We start from the raw sequence: 16,024 nt of genomic DNA, 5'->3' as shown, positions 1-16,024 counted from the left end.
TCAAGGACTGGCGACGGGTCGCAACGCGCTACGACCGGTGCCCCCACGCCTTCTTCTCGGCCATCGCTCTCGCTGCCACCGTCATCTTCTGGCTATGATTAGTGAGTCCTGAGCTTGGCGCGGCTTTCCTTGCCGCCGACCTTGGGCTTTGCATCGAGCCGCGCCCCGATCATGCCAGCTATATCGCAAGCTGGATCAAGGTATTGCAAAACGACACCCGCGCCATCGTGCAGGCCGCCGCCCATGCAGAGCGCGCCGTTGCCTATCTTCACCGACTGGCGAACCCCGAAGCGATAAGAGAGGCGGCATAAGCCGTTGATGCGAGGCCGCCCCTATATGGGGCGGCCAAATTTTGCCGCCCACCCACTGACCCGCGCGCAGGTCGCTCCCTTCGGTCGCACCTACAATCCTGCCGCCTTGTTTGACCTCAACGCCAGACCGTGCCAGACCTTGGCTGATAGTTGGAGACGGCATGACAGACGCCACTTGTCGGCGGTTCGAGTGTTTTTTCAGGCCAGTTTTTTCAGGGCCTTTCTGGGGGCCTCGGCAAACGGTCGAACCGATATTCAAAAATAAAATCAATTATTTCAATGAACTAATTTGATTCCCTTCTTCCTGTAAAGCGCGATTTTGCGATATCGCACTTGCCCCCATCATCGAACAGCGCCAATGACCCATGCAAATAGGGCAAGAAAAGGATTGCGAGCGGATGAGCTTTTACGAAGTTCTGATCGTTGGTGCCGGCCATGCGGGCGCGCAGGCGGCGATTTCGTTGCGGCAAGCGGGTTTTGAAGGCGGCGTCGGAATGATCGGCGACGAAAAGGAGCCGCCTTATGAGCGGCCGCCGCTGTCCAAGGAATATTTTGCGGGCGAAAAGACGTTCGAGCGCATCCTGATCCGCCCCGCCGCGTTCTGGGCAGAGCGCAAGGTCGACCTCCTTCTCGGCAAGCGGGTCAAAAGCGTCGATCCCATCGCAAAGACAGTCACGGTCGGTAGCGAAGACATCGGTTACGACAAGCTGATCTGGTGCACCGGCGGCTCGCCGCGGATGCTGACTTGCAACGGTGCCGATGCGCCCAACGTCCATGCCGTGCGCCGCCGCGACGATGTGGACGCGATGATGGCCAAGCTGGACAGCGTGCACCATGTCGTCATTGTAGGTGGCGGCTACATCGGCTTGGAAGCCGCTGCGGTACTGACGAAGTTCGGAAAAAAGGTCGTCCTGCTCGAGGCGCTGGATCGTGTTCTTGCGCGTGTGGCGGGCGAGGAACTGTCGCGTTTCTACGAGAATGAGCATCGCGCTCATGGGGTCGACCTGCGCACTGACGCGAAGATGGATTGTGTCGAGGTCGTCGACGGAAAGGCGACAGCGGTGCTCATGGCCGACGGCAGCCGGATCGAGACGGACATGGTGATCGTCGGCATCGGTATCATTCCTGAAACCGGCCCCCTGATCGCGGCGGGCGCAGCGGGTGGCAACGGGGTCGACGTGGACGAATATTGTCGCACCTCTCTGCCCGACATCTATGCCGTGGGCGATTGCGCCGCGCATGCCAACCGTTTTGCAGGTGGCGCGCATATGCGGGTCGAATCGGTGCAGAACGCCAACGACCAAGCCAAGACCGCCGTCGCGCACATCCTGGGCAAGGACGAACCTTATGACGCCGTGCCATGGTTCTGGTCGAACCAATATGACCTGAAGCTCCAGACGGTCGGCCTGTCGGTAGGATTCGATCAGACGGTGCTACGAGGCGATCCGACTGCTCGCAGCTTTTCGGTCATCTATCTGAAAGGCGGAAAAGTCATCGCGCTCGATTGCGTCAATTCGGTCAAGGATTATGTGCAAGGCCGCGTCCATGTGCTGGCGAACGCCGCGCTCGATACGGCGCAGCTTGCTGACGCCAGCATTCCTTTGAAGGAGGTCGGGCTCGCCTGATTGCCGGATCAGCCTCTGAACATGGTCTTCATCGCCAGATCCCAGGGCCCGCCGCGATAATGCCACGCGGCGAGGCCTGAGATCGCCAAAGGGCGGGGTTCGAAGGTTTCACGCAGCCTGGTTGCAAGCGCCTTAGCCTCGTCGGGGGCGACCTTGTTCTGGACGGTGATATGAAGCCGGGGGCGGGCCTGATCCTGCGGCGTCAACAAACCGGCAAACGCGTCCGCAAGCGTCTGCCGCATCTCCAGCAGGCGCGGACTGTCGACGCGATAGGCTACACCGCGTCCCAGCATCATGACTTCCGTGAGACGCGCCAGGGGCGGTGGTCCGGCGCATAAGGCGCGCAATCGCTGCGCGATCTCGGCGATGGCCGATGGCGGCAAATGGTGAAACAGCGTGATGTGCGCCGTAAGATGGTTGCGTTCAGGCGGGAAATACGCCCGTCGCAAGGTATCCGCCAATGCGAAATCCTGTGCTCCCATGAGAGCCGTGACGATGATGGGGGCATTCTCGCTCGCCATGCGGCTCCCTCGACTTTGAAGCGGGCGGATGCAATTCCGCACAGACTGTCAGGCACCTATCCCGTTCAATCGAAAATGCAGGAAAGCAGGCGATGATGGCGAAGTCGTCGATATCATAGCCACTCCATCGGCATCACCCTTGCGCGAGGATCACAACTCTCCTCGCGCGCGTCGGATCTCGAACCATTTGCGCACATTTTCATTATGTTCCTGGTAGGTGTCGGCAAATATGTGCCCACCCTTTCCATCAGCCACGAAATATAGAGCCTTGGTTGCCTCAGGATGGAGGACAGCGAAAATCGACAGCTTGCCCGGGTTGGCGATCGGTCCTTTTGGCAGGCCGGTCATCGCATAGGTATTATAGTCGTTGACCGAAGCGATTTCCGATTTGCGGATACGCCGACCCAGCGGCTTGCCGCGCGTGATCGGATAGATGATCGTCGGGTCGGCCTGGAGCATCATGTTGGCGCGCAGGCGATTATAATAGACTGCGGCAACCTTGGGCCGTTCGGCAGGAATGGCGGTTTCCTTCTCCACGATGCTGGCAAGAATCAGTGCTTCCTTTGGCGTTTTAAGCAAAAGGCCCTTCGCCCTTCCCTCCCAAAGCTGCGCAAGCTCCTTGTCCATCGCGCGCTGCATTCGACGGAGCACGGCGGCGCGCGGCTCTCCTTTGTCGAAGGCGTAGCTGTCGGGCAGCACGCTGCCTTCTTCGGGAACCGTGATCGCGCCGGTCAGCTGATCGTTGGCCATCAGCCGCTCGTAGACGAGGATCGAGGGCATCCCTTCTGGAACGGTGACGAGGCGCGTAACCGTCTTTCCGCCTTGAAGGATGGAGAGAATATCGCTGTTGCTGGCACCGGCCGGGATTACGAATTCTCCCGCCTTAATCGGTTTCGCCGCACCGAAAATCTTTGCCCGGGTCAGGAAGGCGTCAGCGGACCGCACCGCCCCTTCCCGTTTGAGCACCACCGCTGCATCGGACAGACTCGCGCCTTCCGGAACGGCGATGCTGACGTCCTGCGGCGCCGGCCCCTTCTCGGTCCAACCGTGGACGAAACGAAATGCGATGAAAGCCGCAACGGCAAGACCCACCAGAACGACAGCGAGCCCGAACCGGCGCATGGAAGTTGAGCGGCTCTGACGTGCCATAGCCTGACCGCCCCCTAACCCGTCAGACCGCTTTCATGATGAGGGAGGCGTTGGTGCCGCCAAAGCCGAACGAGTTGTTCAAAACCGCGCGCACCTTCCGCTCCTTCGCTACGTGCGGTACGAGGTCGACACCCTTGCAGCTCTCGCTCGGCTCGTCGAGATTGAGCGTGGGCGGCACGATTTGGTCACGCATCGCAAGGATGCAGAAAATGCTTTCCACCGCGCCCGCGCCACCCAGAAGATGGCCGATGGCGGATTTCGTGGAAGACATTGACATAGTGGACAGATGTTCGCCGAACAGGCGCTTGACCGCGCCCAGTTCCAGTTCGTCACCCAGCGGGGTCGAAGTACCGTGCGCGTTTACATAGTCGATGTCGGCAAGGGAAAGCCCGCTCTTCCTCAGCGCCATTTCCATCGAACGATAACCGCCGCTGCCCTCCGGATGGGGGGCGGTAACATGATAGGCATCGCCCGACAGGCCATAGCCCACGACTTCGGCGTAGATTTTCGCGCCACGCTTTTTAGCATGTTCATATTCTTCGAGCACGACGACACCTGCGCCTTCGCCCATTACGAAGCCGTCGCGGTTGACGTCATAGGGGCGGCTCGCCTTTTCCGGCGTATCGTTGAAGTTGGTCGACAACGCACGCGCCTGCGCAAAACCGGCAATGCCGATGGGACAGATCGCGCTTTCCGCGCCACCTGCCAGCATCACGTCCGCATCGTCCATTGCGATCATGCGGGCCGCGTCGCCGATTGAATGCGCGCCGGTCGAACAGGCGGTAACGACGGCGTGGTTCGGTCCCATCAGACCATATTTGATCGATACCTGGCCGGAGATCAGGTTGATGAGGCGCCCGTGGACGAAGTGTGGGGAAACGCGGCTCGGCCCTTTGTTGGCCAGCACCAGCGATTCGCTTTCGATTCCGGGCAGCCCGCCGATGCCCGATCCGATCGAGCAGCCCGCACGCAACCGCTCCTCTTCGGACATATTGTCGAGGCCCGCGTCGCGCAAAGCCTGGCTGGCGGCGGAAATGCCGTACACGATGAAGGGATCGACCTGCCGCTGAATCTTGTGATCGACGTCAAGAGACGCGTCATAGCCATATTCATGGGTGGCCGGCTTCACTTCGCAGGCGATCCGGCATTTATAGTCGGTGGCGTCGAAGCGGGTGATTGTCGCCGCGCCGGATTTGGAAGCGATGATGTTCTTCCAGCTGGTTTCCACATCCCCGCCAAGCGGGCTCACCATGCCAAGGCCGGTAACGACGACACGACGCATATGCTAGCTCCGAATATGATATCTGGGCCTGTTCCCGCCCATGTAGCCATTGAAGGCGCGCTTTCAAACCACGCGCCCCATATGAAAAGGCTCCCCACGCTCCGGCGGGGCCGGAAAGGAGGAGCCGTTCCTTCTCGCAAAAAGCGGCGGCCGCCCCCTTCGGGATCAGGCCGCGAGCGCCTTACTGCTTGCTGTCGATATAATCGATGGCGTCCTTGACGGTGGCGATCTTTTCCGCCGCGTCGTCGGGGATTTCGACGCCGAATTCTTCCTCGAACGCCATGACCAGCTCAACGATGTCGAGGCTGTCTGCGCCGAGATCGTCGATGAAGCTGGCATCCTCCGTCACCTTTTCGGCTTCGACGCCCAGATGCTCGACGACGATTTTCTTTACGCGATCCGCGGTCTCACTCATGAGAGGTCCTTCTTACTGGGTATCGTTGATGGTCTGTGAACAACCGTTAAGGCAATGCCCTAGAGCCAAGCCCCGATAGAGGCAAGAGGGAAGGCCGCCAAGCCCCCTTCGACAGGCGCCGCAACATTGGCGGCACGGCGAGCGGATCGGGGCATCGTCCCCGCGTGGCCGTTTACCAAAGTTTCAGCCCGATCTGCAACAAAGGCCGCATGATCGCACTGCCCTTCCCCGACCGCTTCATCACGCGCGAACGCATCCGCGTTACGTCCATCATCCTGCTGGCAGCAACGATCATCGGCATCGGCTATCTGTTCGCAACGGCTCATGGCACAGTCGATATTCTCGGCAGGCCGCTCGGCACCGATTTTTCCAACGTCTGGACAGCGGGATGGATGGCCGATCAGGGGCGCGCCGCAGCGGCTTGGGACTGGAGCACGCAACATGCGGTGCAGAAACAGATTCATCACGATCCCCACATTCCTTTTTACGGCTGGCACTATCCCCCGCCCTTCCTGTTGATCGCCAGCCTGCTTGCAAAGCTCCCCTATGTCGCGGCGCTGCTGCTGTACCAGGCGCTGACGCTGGCGGGTGCGCTGCTGGTGGTGCGGCGCATCCTCCCAGACGAGCGGCTGGCGATGCTGGCCGCAGCCGGTGCGCCGGTCGTGATGGTATGCCTTGGCCATGGGCAGAATGCGTTTCTTACCGCAGCGCTGTTGGGCGGCGGGATGCTGACGATCGACCGGCGACCGTGGCTTGCGGGAATGCTCTTGGGCGCGCTCGTCTACAAACCGCAGTTCGCGGTGCTGATCCCGGCACTCATTCTGGCACGTGGAAATATCCGTGCGTTCCTGGGCGCGGGGGCGACCGTTACGATCCTGTGCCTGCTGACTTTTGCGATTTGGGGCTGGGCGGTTTGGCAGGCCTTTGTCGAATCACTGCCGTTGACCCAGCATATCATCATCGAAGCGGGCGCGACGGGGTGGGAAAAAATTCAGAGCCCGTTTGCCGCCATTCGCCAATCGGGCGGGTCCATAGCTGTCGCTTATGCCGTGCAGGGCGTTGTGACGGCCATCGCGATCGCGGCGGCGGGCCTTACGGCTTGGCGCGGATCGATGGAGGTGCGCGGCGCAGCCGCACTCAGCGCGGCTTTGCTCTGCACGCCCTATGTACTGGATTACGACTATGTCCTGCTGGGCGTCGCCATCGCATTTCTGGTGGCGGACATGCTACGGCGCGGGGTCATGCCATGGGAGCCGACGGGGCTCGCCTACGCCTGGGCCGCACCGCTGTTCGGTCGTGCGGTGTCGGAATTGACGCATGTCCCCGTCGACCTGATCGCCGCGCTTGCCGTTCTGTCGCTCGCCATGCGGCGCGCCATCCTTTTGGACGGCGCGCTGGACATGGTCAGATCATCGCCATTCCGCCGTTCACATGCAGCGTCTGGCCAGTGACGTAACCTGCCTCACGGCTAGCCAGATATACGACTGCCGCACCAATATCGTCCCCGCTGCCCAGGTCGCCCGCCGGAATCTTGGCGAGAATGCCGCTCTTCTGTGCATCGTTGAGCGCGTCCGTCATGGCCGATCTGATGAAGCCGGGCGCGACACAGTTCACGGTGATGCCGCGGCTCGCCAGTTCCTGTCCCAGGCTCTTCGACATGCCGATGATCCCGGCCTTCGATGCGCAATAGTTTGCCTGCCCCGGATTTCCGGTGACACCCACGACCGAGGTGATGGAAATAATGCGCCCGAAGCGTGCCTTCATCATCGGCTTGGCTGCCGCGCGCACCAGACGGAAGGCCGCTTCCAGATTGACTTGGATGACCTGGCTCCACTCCTCGTCCTTCATGCGCAGGATGAGGTTGTCGCGCGTAATGCCTGCGTTGTTGACCAGGATATCGATCTTCCCGCCCAAAGCTTCGACGGCCTGCGGCACCAGCGCATCGACGGAAGCGGAGTCGGACAGATTGCAAACCAGCGCCTTGTGGTCTCCGCCCAGTTCTGCGGCGAAGCTCTTGAGCTTATCCTCGTTACTGCCCGACAGCGCGAGCGTCGCGCCCTGCGCCGCCAGCGCCTGTGCTATCGACGATCCGATCCCACCCGAAGCGCCGGTCACCAGCGCGGTCATGCCTGTAAGGTCGAACATGGTTTTACAATCCTCTTTCCGGGTCAGAAGGCGGCGAGCGCCGCTTCGATATCGTCCATCGTGATGACGCTGCGCACGGTGGCGTCGGGCGCAATCCGCTTGATCATGGGACCTAGCACCTTGCCACCGAGTTCGACAAAGTCGGTTACGCCTGCGTCCCACATCGCCGCGATGGATTCGCGCCAGCGGACACGGCCCGTCACCTGCTCGACCAACCGTGCCTTGATCTCCTGCGGGTCCGCAATCGGGGCGGCAAGGACATTGGCGTAAACGGGCAGCAACGGGGCGTTCATCGTCGCCTTGCCCAATGCCGCTTCCATCGCTTCGGCGGCAGGCTGCATCAGCGGGCAGTGGAAGGGCGCCGAAACCGGAAGCAACACGGCGCGCTTGATGCCATGATCCTTCACCATCGCAACGGCGCGCTCGACCGCGCCTTTATGGCCTGAAATCACGACCTGCGTCGGGTCGTTGTCGTTGGCGACTGCGCACACTTCGCCCTGAGCGGCGGCGTCCGCCAGCGCCTGAGCCTTATCGATGTCCGCGCCCAACAGCGCCGCCATCGCGCCCTGCCCCACCGGCACGGCGGCCTGCATCGCCTGTCCGCGCAATTTCAAAAGCCGCGCGGTGGTGCCGATGTCGAACGCATCGACCGCACAAAGGGCGCTATATTCGCCAAGGCTGTGGCCAGCGACATAGTCGCCCTTTTCGGTCAGGCGGAAACCGCCCTCCTTCTCCATCACACGCAAGGTGGCGATCGCATTGGCCATAATCGCAGGCTGGGCATTTTCGGTAAGGGTAAGGTCGCTTTCCGGCCCGTCCACCATGATGCGAAACAAATGCTGCGACAGGGCGTCATCGACCTCCTGAAACAGTTCGCGCGCGGCGGGACTGGCATCGCCCAACGCCTTGCCCATGCCTACGGACTGGCTGCCCTGCCCCGGAAAAACAAATGCGCGCATCCCTATCGTCCTTTTCTGCGGCACTTCCCCAAAGCGCCTGTTTCTTCAATCGTTACACTTTGAGACATAAATGTCGTTGAGACGTACATATGCCTGCGGCAGTCAGAGGCTGAACTCGCCCGCCCAGTGCAGGGCGAAAGTGAAGCGGCCCCTTTAACGATGAGAGTGAGCAAGGAAAAGGTGCGTTATCGCAAGCTCCTGATCGGCGGGACGGCTCTGTTGCTGGCGGGATGCGCAGCAGGTTCGGACTATCACGCGCCGCAGGTAAGCGCGCTCGGCGTACCGGACGCTTATTATACCGCGAGCGGCGGGACCGTCCCGAGCGAGGCGGACCTCGCCCGATGGTGGACGCGGCTTGACGACCCCGCCTTGAGCGCGCTGATCGATGCGGCGGTCGCCAACAACCTCGACATCGTGCAGGCGCAGGCCCGTCTGCGGCAGGCGCGCGAGAGCCTGGTACAGGCCAACGCATCCTTTTTGCCTCAACTGAACGGTTCGGCCACCGGCGGCCGCAATTACAGCAGCCAGGACGCGGGCGGACGGCTGGACGCGAACGGCAACCCGATCGGCGGCGGCGGCGGCAACTGGTCGAGCAGCTACAATGCCCGCGTCAACGCCACCTGGCAGATCGACCTGTTCGGAGAGCTGGCGCGTGGGCGCGAGGCGGCGCGTGCCGATCTGGCAGCGTCGGGATACGACCTCGCCAATGTGCGCATGACGATCATCTCGGAACTCGTCACCAATTACGTGCAGGCACGGCTCGCACAGGAACAACTGCGCATCGCCCGCGAAACGCAGAAGGTGCAGGGGGACAATTACCGGATCGCTGGCTGGCGACTGCAAGCAGGGCTGGTGTCGTCCTTGGACGAGCAGCAGGCGCGCGCACAGCTGGCGCAGACCAACGCGTCCATCCCGCAATTCGAGGCGAGCCTGCGCGGCAGCCTGAACCGTATCGCGGTTCTGACGGGACAGGCGCCGGGGCAAGCGACCCGAACGCTGGAAACCCCCGCCCCCATACCCGCCGCGGCCACGACCATCGCTGCCGGCATCCCCGCCGACACGCTGCGTCAGCGGCCGGACGTCCGCAGCGCGGAACGGGCGCTGGCGGCCGCGACCGCACGGATCGGCGTCGCGCAGGCGCAGCTTTATCCAGCCCTCGGCATCAGCGGAAATATCGGTACAACGTCAAACGCGTTTCGCGATCTGTTCAGCCTCATCACCGGCGGGATCTTCGGCAATGTGCAACAGTTGATCTTCGATGGCGGTCGCGCCGCGTCGCAGGTCCGGTCGCAACGAGCGGCGGCCGACGCCGCCTTCGCCGCGTACAAACAAACGGTTCTCACCGCACTGGAAGACGTAGAAAACGCCATGGCACAGCTTGCCAGCGCGCGCACGCGAAAGGCCGAGTTCGCTACGGCGCTGGACGCGTCCGGCAACGCCGCGATCCTTGCCCGCAGTCAGTATCAGGCGGGTCTTATCGATTTTCAGACGCTGTTGACCAGCGAATCCACCTTGCTGAACGCCCGCAACAGCCTCGCGTCAGCGCAATCCGACGAGGTTCTGGCCGTCGCCCGGCTGTATAACGCGCTGGGTGGCGGCTGGCAGAACATGGACACCCAGCCCCGATGAGCAATGACATCACCCCGGACAAGGACCTCGACGATTTCCTCGGCGCGAAGCCTCAGAAGCCTTGGCGTAAATGGGCGATACGTGGGGTCATCGGCCTTGGACTCGTCCTGCTGATCCTGCTCGTCGCACGATGCTTTTCGGGGGATGAGAAACCCAATTACGCCACTCGCGAGGTGCGCACCGGCGACCTGACCGTCAGCGTATCGGCGACCGGAAATCTCAAGCCCGTCAATCAGGTCGATGTAGGGTCCGAACAGTCGGGCAAGATCACGGCAGTCTATGTCGACGTGAACGATCGCGTGACAAAAGGGCAACGGCTTGCGGAACTCGATACGCGCAGGCTGGTCGACACCGTGAACCAGAACCGCGCACAAGTCGCCGCCAGCCAGGCTCAGGTCGCGCAGGCGCAGGCGCAGGTCGCGCTCGCCAAGGCGACGCTCGACCGGCAGGAGAATGTCTTCCGCCTATCCGGCGGTCGTGTACCTGCGAAGACGGAACTTGATTCGGCCCGTGCCAACTATCAGTCGGCGCTCGGCTCCCTGCGCGCGGCGCAGGCGCAGGTCAGCGTGTCCCGTGCCCAGCTTTCGAGCGCGCAGACGAACCTCTCGATCGCGCAGATCGTATCGCCCGTGACCGGCGTCGTCCTGTCGCGCGATATCGAACCGGGCCAAACGGTCGCGGCCTCCTTCAACGCGCCGGTGCTCTTCACCATCGCGGAGGACCTTACCAAGATGGAGGTGGAAGTCGCGGTGGATGAGGCGGACGTGGGCCAGGTTAAGGAAGGGCAGGCTGCGACCTTCTCGGTCGATGCCTTCCCCGGTCGGACTTTCCCTGCGCGTGTCACTCGCGTCAATGTGGGGTCGAACGCGTCCAGCAGCAGTTCCACCTCCTCGTCCTCAGGCAGCAGCACGGCGGCCAGCACGACCGGGGCGGTCGTCGCCTACACCGCCGTTCTCAGCATCGACAACGAAGATGAAATCTTGCGCCCCGGCATGACCGCCACCGCCGACATTGTAACGCAGGAATTGCGCGACGTGCTGCTGGTCCCCAACAGTGCGCTGCGGTTCAAGCCGGACAGCGGTGCCGGCCAGGGCGGCGGCATTGCCAGCGTGCTCCCCGGACCGCGCCGGTTCCGCCGGGGCGGCGGAAACCGGCAGGTCAATTTCGGCGCAGGCAGCAGCCAGACTGTCTATGTCGTGGGCGAAGACGGCAATCCAAAGCCCATCCAAGTCGTTATAGGTGCGAGCGACGGCGCACGCACCGCGGTGACCGGTGGCGACCTCAAGCCCGGGATGCGTGTCATTACGGGGCAACTCGCCAAGGGGCAGGAAGCCCCGGCGGAAGACCAGCGCGACCAGCAGGGCGGCGACCGAAAGGCTGCGCCCGCTGGCGAACGGCGGCGCAATCCTGCTGCGGACGGCAAACCTGCCAGCATCGGCACGCTCGGCAATAGTGGAGATCGCGCGCCGGAGACGGCACCTGTCGCTCCCGTCGACGCGCGTCGGACAGGCAACTGATCCGTTATGAAGACCGATCCGATCATCGCACTGCGCGGCGTCACCAAGGTCTATGGCGAAGGACCGACCGCGTTTCAGGCCCTGAAAGGCATCGACCTCGACATTGCGGCGGGTGACTTCGTCGCGGTTATGGGTCCTTCGGGATCGGGCAAGTCCACAACGATGAATATTCTCGGTTGCCTCGATGTGCCGTCGGGCGGCGAATTCCTCTTCAAGGGGCGTCATGTCGAAACGCTGGATCGCGACCAGCGCGCCCTCCTGCGACGGCGCTATCTCGGCTTTGTTTTTCAGGGCTTCAACCTGCTTTCACGCACCACCGCGCTGGAAAATGTCGAATTGCCCCTCCTCTATCGCGGCGAGGACAAAAAGCAGCGTTACGACATGGGCATGGCCGCGCTCGACAAGGTGGGCCTCAGGCAATGGTGGGATCACACCCCTGCCGAACTGTCCGGCGGTCAGCAACAGCGCGTCGCCATCGCGCGCGCCATCGTGACTCAGCCCGACGTGCTGCTGGCCGACGAACCGACCGGCAATCTCGATTCGGAACGATCGGTCGAAATCATGCAATTGCTGACCGACCTCAATCGCAACAGCGGCATCACCGTTCTCATGGTAACGCACGAACCCGACATGGCCGCTTATGCCCGCACCATCGTGCATTTCAAAGACGGGCTGGTCGAACGCATCGATGAAGGAGTGGCGACCTGACATGCTGGGGACTACCGTCATCCTCGCCTTTCGCGCGATCAATCGGCACAAGCTGCGCAGCTTTTTGACGACGCTCGGCATCATCATCGGCGTGGCGGCGGTGGTGACGATGGTGACGCTCGGCAACGGAGCCACCGCGGCCGTGCGCGAACAGATCAGCTCGCTTGGCGCGAACGTGCTTCAACTGCGTCCGGGACAGGGTTTCGGTCGCGGCGGAGGCGGCCCGCGCCCGCCCGACTTCAAGGAAGGCGACCTCACCGCCATCGAAAACCAGCTCACCGGCGTGCGCGCCGTCGCGCCGGTCGTGCAATCGAGCGGCACGGCGATCTACGAAGGCAACAACTGGTCGACCACCGTCTACGGCACCACCTCCACCTATTCCGAAGTGCAACAGTGGAAGGTGGCGGACGGTCGCCTCTTCCTTCCCGACGAGGAGGAAGCAGGCCGCGCCGCCTGCATCATCGGCAATACGGTGCGCACCAACCTGTTCCAGGGAGCGGAGCCGGTCGGCAAGCGCATGCGCATCAAGGGCGTTTCCTGTCAGGTGATCGGCGTTCTGGCGACGCGGGGCCAGGGCGGCTTCGGCGATCAGGACGATGTCGTCGTCATGCCGATCAAGTTCGTGCAGCGCCGTTTCACCGGCGACCGCGACATCAGCCAGATCATGGTCGCGGTGGACGACGCCTACGACACCAGCACCGTGCAGACGAGCCTTGAGGAATTGATGCGCGAACGGCGCAAGATCAAACCGGGTTCGGAGGACAATTTCAACGTCTTCGACACCAAGCAGATCAGCGACACGCTGACAGGAACGACCACCATCCTGACGCAGATCGTGGGTGCGGTCGCTGCCATATCCCTGCTGGTGGGCGGCATCGGCATCATGAACATCATGCTGGTGTCGGTGACGGAGCGGACGCGCGAAATCGGCATTCGGCTCGCCATTGGGGCTGTCGCGCGCGAGGTACTGCTCCAGTTTCTGGTGGAAGCGATCGTCCTGTCTTGTCTTGGCGGGCTGATCGGGCTACTGCTGGCGCTTGCCGCCTCGCTCGCCATCGCGCCGCTGATGAAGGTGCCGTTCCTGTTCGGCCTGCGCGTGAACCTCATCGCCTTCCTGTTTTCAGCGGCCATCGGCGTGGTATTTGGCTATTTCCCGGCGCGCCGGGCGGCTGCGCTCAATCCCATCGATGCACTGCGCCACGAATGACCTTGATACATTTTCCGACATTCTTTGTGATCGCCTGGGACAGGCTCGTTACAATTGCTTCCTAACTCTGTGTTCGACGCCGGGAACGGCGCCCGACACAGAGGACAAGGAGCAAGACATGTTCAGGAAAATCATCATGGCCCTGACCGCCACCACCATGATCGCAGGCCCGATCGTGACCGCTCAGGCGCAGGCCCAGACCTATGGCCCCCATCGCCAGCAGGTCACCCGCACCGTGGTGAAGCAGAAGCCCAATGGCCGTACCGTCGTCAAAAAGCAGACCGTCGTGCGCAAGGATACGCATCGCCGCTGGGCGAAGGGTCAGCGCTTCGACCGGCGCTATGCGACCAATTATCGCGTGATCAACAACTACCGCGACTATCGCCTGAACGCCCCGCCGCGTGGCTATCACTGGGTCAGGTCGGGCAACGACGCCGTCCTTGTCGCTCTCAGCAGCGGCATCATCGGCGCCGTCATCGGCAGCGCCCTTCGCTAAGATCGGGTTCGCCACCTGCACTCGTCGCCCCGACGCCCGTCTTTCGGCTTCGGGGCGGCGGGCGCTTGATCTGGATTAACTACGAATTATCAACTATTTGCAAGCTATGTCCTGTGCCGTGTCGGGGGACATGGAAATAACAGGAACATGCATGTCCGTGCACCAGATCATGTATATAAGCAGCGCCACTACCGCAGTTTCATCCGTGGATTGCGCGGAAATCGCGCTGGGATCGGCCCGACGCAACCGCGTGGACGATGTGACTGGCCTGCTGCTGTTTAACAGCAAGCGCTTCCTTCAGGTTCTTGAGGGGCCCAGGGACGCTGTCGACCGCATCTACACGCGTATCGCGAAAGACCCTCGCCACGGGGCGATCGTCAAGCTCCGCGAGGGCAGCGTCCCGGCAAGGGAGTTCGGCAACTGGGGCATGGCCTATGACGACGCTGCGCGCCCGTCGGAACAGTTGCGCGACAAGGTCGCTGCGCTGCTCGACCAGGCAGGTCCTTCGACCCGTGCGCATTTCCTCGGATCGGCGGAAATGCACCGGGGCTAAACAAGCCCCGTCAGGTAGAACACGGCAATCACGATAAAGACGGTCAGCGTTTTGATCAGTGTCAGTGCGAAAATATCCTTGTAGGCCTGCCGGTGCGTCAGCCCCGTCACTGCGAGCAGCGTGATGACAGCCCCGTTGTGCGGCAGGCTGTCCATGCCGCCCGACGCCATCGACGCGATCCTATGCAGCACTTCGCGCGATATGCCGGCAGCGTCGCCCACCGCCATGAACTGGTCCGCCATCGCGGCGAGCGCAATCGACAGTCCGCCCGATGCCGATCCCGTAATGCCCGCGAGCGAGGTGACGGTGATCGCTTCGTTGACGAGCGGATTGGGAATGGCACGCAGAGCGTCCTTGACGATCAGGAAGCCTGGCAAGGCGGCGATTACTGCGCCGAACCCATATTCGACCGCCGTATTCATACCCGCAAGCAGAGCCCCGCCGACCGCCGCCTTCGATCCTTCGGCAAAGCGCTGTGCCACGGTCCCGAATGCGAACAGCAGGATCGTCGCTATGCCGGCCAGCAGCGCGCCTTCTACCGCCCAGAGCGCGGCGACCTGCGCCACCTTGACGGACACGGGTTCGGCCATGCCTGGGAGCGACAATGACACCGCCTCCTGCGGCAACCATCGCGGAATCAGGAATGTGAGCGCCAGATTGCCGAGGCCTACGACCAACAGCGGAAGCAAGGCGACGATCGGATGAACGCGCCCGCCCCCCTCGACAAGCTCCGGCTCGTTCACCAGCGTTTCGGGCGCGCCATAGCCTTCGCCCGCCGCCATCAGCGACCGCCGCCGCCAGCCCAGATACGCAAGTCCCATGGCGACGATACATAGAGATCCGATGCTGCCGAGCACCGGCGCGGCCCAGGTCGTAGTGCCGAAGAAGCTGGTGGGGATGATATTCTGAATCTGCGGCGTACCCGGAAGCGCATCCATGGTGAAGGTGATGGCGCCAAGGCCGATGGTCGCTGGCACCAGCCGCTTGGGGATGTCGCCCCGGCGGAACATCTCCGCTGCGAACGGATAGACGGCAAAGACCGCGACGAACACGGATACGCCGCCGTAGGTGAGCAGTGCCGTTACGATCATGATGGCGGGAATGGCGCGCGCCGTACCCACCACGCCGATCACCGCCGTCACGATCGCGCGGGAAAACCCCGAAATCTCGACCAGCTTTCCGAACAGCGCGCCCAGCAGAAACACCGGGAAATAGAGCTTGAGGAAGCTTGCGACCTTTTCCATGAACAGGCCGGAAAATGCCGTCGGCACCGCTGCCGGATCGGTCAGAAATACCGCCAGCATGGCCAGCAGCGGGGCCATCAAGATGACGCTCATCCCCCGATAGGCTGCGATCATCAGCAGGATGAGAGATAGCGCCGCGATTGCTACTGCCATATGTGAATCCCGCTCCTTCGTTGAGTGAAGCGCTCTCTCCTGCGCCGACGCAACTAAGAAGAAAAGAACGGTGCGCACAAGGTTGCAAGTGACGCTCATTCCCCCGCCCC

At 62.5% G+C, this 16,024-nt stretch carries 16 protein-coding genes and 1 pseudogene; 10 read left to right on the top strand and 7 right to left on the bottom strand.

Going from position 1 to position 16,024, the window contains the following annotated elements:
• From DI606_RS08070 to DI606_RS08060, 3 genes and pseudogenes are all read left to right on the top strand, one after another.
• Positions 1-98, top strand: a pseudogene (locus DI606_RS08070) (IS5/IS1182 family transposase); the annotation flags it as partial.
• Positions 99-101: 3 nt separating this feature from the next.
• Complete coding sequence (locus tag DI606_RS08065) at positions 102-311, top strand: zincin-like metallopeptidase domain-containing protein (RefSeq protein WP_293981359.1); 210 nt, start codon at positions 102-104, stop codon at positions 309-311.
• Positions 312-709: 398 nt separating this feature from the next.
• Positions 710-1,936: an FAD-dependent oxidoreductase gene (locus tag DI606_RS08060; RefSeq protein WP_293981357.1), complete on the top strand. Its 1,227-nt coding sequence runs from the start codon at positions 710-712 to the stop codon at positions 1,934-1,936.
• A gap of 8 nt (positions 1,937-1,944) precedes the next feature.
• Here the strand turns inward: DI606_RS08060 and DI606_RS08055 are convergent, their stop codons facing one another.
• The 4 genes from DI606_RS08055 to DI606_RS08040 all read right to left on the bottom strand — a co-directional run bounded on the left by DI606_RS08055 (position 1,945) and on the right by DI606_RS08040 (position 5,303).
• On the bottom strand, positions 1,945-2,457 hold the full coding sequence (locus DI606_RS08055; RefSeq protein WP_293981354.1) for a 2'-5' RNA ligase family protein: 513 nt from the start codon (positions 2,455-2,457) through the stop codon (positions 1,945-1,947).
• A 150-nt stretch (positions 2,458-2,607) separates the two neighbouring features.
• A complete protein-coding gene (mltG, locus tag DI606_RS08050) occupies positions 2,608-3,579 on the bottom strand; it encodes an endolytic transglycosylase MltG (protein WP_293981367.1) in 972 nt (323 codons plus the stop codon).
• Positions 3,580-3,628: 49 nt separating this feature from the next.
• Entirely contained in the window at positions 3,629-4,888 is a 1,260-nt protein-coding gene (gene fabF, locus DI606_RS08045) for a beta-ketoacyl-ACP synthase II (protein WP_293981351.1), read from the bottom strand.
• Positions 4,889-5,069: 181 nt separating this feature from the next.
• A complete protein-coding gene (locus DI606_RS08040; RefSeq protein WP_007689016.1) occupies positions 5,070-5,303 on the bottom strand; it encodes an acyl carrier protein in 234 nt (77 codons plus the stop codon).
• Positions 5,304-5,512: 209 nt separating this feature from the next.
• On the opposite strand from DI606_RS08040, the gene DI606_RS08035 reads away from it, so the two are divergent.
• Complete coding sequence (locus DI606_RS08035; RefSeq protein WP_293981348.1) at positions 5,513-6,754, top strand: glycosyltransferase family 87 protein; 1,242 nt, start codon at positions 5,513-5,515, stop codon at positions 6,752-6,754.
• Here DI606_RS08035 and fabG read toward each other — a convergent pair.
• Positions 6,708-7,448: a 3-oxoacyl-[acyl-carrier-protein] reductase gene (fabG, locus tag DI606_RS08030; protein ID WP_293981346.1), complete on the bottom strand. Its 741-nt coding sequence runs from the start codon at positions 7,446-7,448 to the stop codon at positions 6,708-6,710. The two genes, DI606_RS08035 and fabG, sit on opposite strands and share 47 nt — an antisense overlap.
• A gap of 23 nt (positions 7,449-7,471) precedes the next feature.
• Complete coding sequence (gene fabD / locus DI606_RS08025) at positions 7,472-8,407, bottom strand: ACP S-malonyltransferase (RefSeq protein WP_293981344.1); 936 nt, start codon at positions 8,405-8,407, stop codon at positions 7,472-7,474.
• 159 nt (positions 8,408-8,566) lie between these two features.
• Between fabD and DI606_RS08020 the strand changes: the two genes are divergently transcribed.
• The 6 genes from DI606_RS08020 (at position 8,567) to DI606_RS07995 (ending at position 14,517) form a co-directional block, all read left to right on the top strand.
• Entirely contained in the window at positions 8,567-10,036 is a 1,470-nt protein-coding gene (locus tag DI606_RS08020) for an efflux transporter outer membrane subunit (protein WP_293981342.1), read from the top strand.
• Entirely contained in the window at positions 10,033-11,553 is a 1,521-nt protein-coding gene (locus DI606_RS08015) for an efflux RND transporter periplasmic adaptor subunit (protein WP_293981340.1), read from the top strand. The genes DI606_RS08020 and DI606_RS08015 overlap by 4 nt, the downstream gene beginning before the upstream one ends.
• Before the next feature lie 6 nt (positions 11,554-11,559).
• Complete coding sequence (locus DI606_RS08010; RefSeq protein ID WP_293981338.1) at positions 11,560-12,261, top strand: ABC transporter ATP-binding protein; 702 nt, start codon at positions 11,560-11,562, stop codon at positions 12,259-12,261.
• 1 nt (position 12,262) lies between these two features.
• The gene (locus DI606_RS08005) at positions 12,263-13,468 is read left to right on the top strand and encodes an ABC transporter permease (protein ID WP_293981335.1); all 1,206 of its coding nucleotides are present in this window, start codon (positions 12,263-12,265) and stop codon (positions 13,466-13,468) included.
• 118 nt (positions 13,469-13,586) lie between these two features.
• Positions 13,587-13,964, top strand: a complete 378-nt coding sequence (locus tag DI606_RS08000; protein ID WP_293981332.1) for an RcnB family protein — start codon at positions 13,587-13,589, stop codon at positions 13,962-13,964.
• 151 nt (positions 13,965-14,115) lie between these two features.
• Complete coding sequence (locus DI606_RS07995) at positions 14,116-14,517, top strand: BLUF domain-containing protein (protein ID WP_293981330.1); 402 nt, start codon at positions 14,116-14,118, stop codon at positions 14,515-14,517.
• Here the strand turns inward: DI606_RS07995 and DI606_RS07990 are convergent.
• Positions 14,514-15,914 (bottom strand): GntP family permease, encoded by a 1,401-nt coding sequence (locus DI606_RS07990; protein WP_293981328.1) that lies wholly within the window; start codon positions 15,912-15,914, stop codon positions 14,514-14,516. The genes DI606_RS07995 and DI606_RS07990 overlap by 4 nt on opposite strands.
• Positions 15,915-16,024 lie beyond the last annotated feature (110 nt).

This window comes from Sphingobium sp. (assembly GCF_003248505.1).
GTDB lineage: Bacteria > Pseudomonadota > Alphaproteobacteria > Sphingomonadales > Sphingomonadaceae > Sphingobium.
The sequence above is the reverse complement of the archived record's forward strand: the minus strand, read 5'-3'. Positions and strand labels throughout refer to the sequence as shown.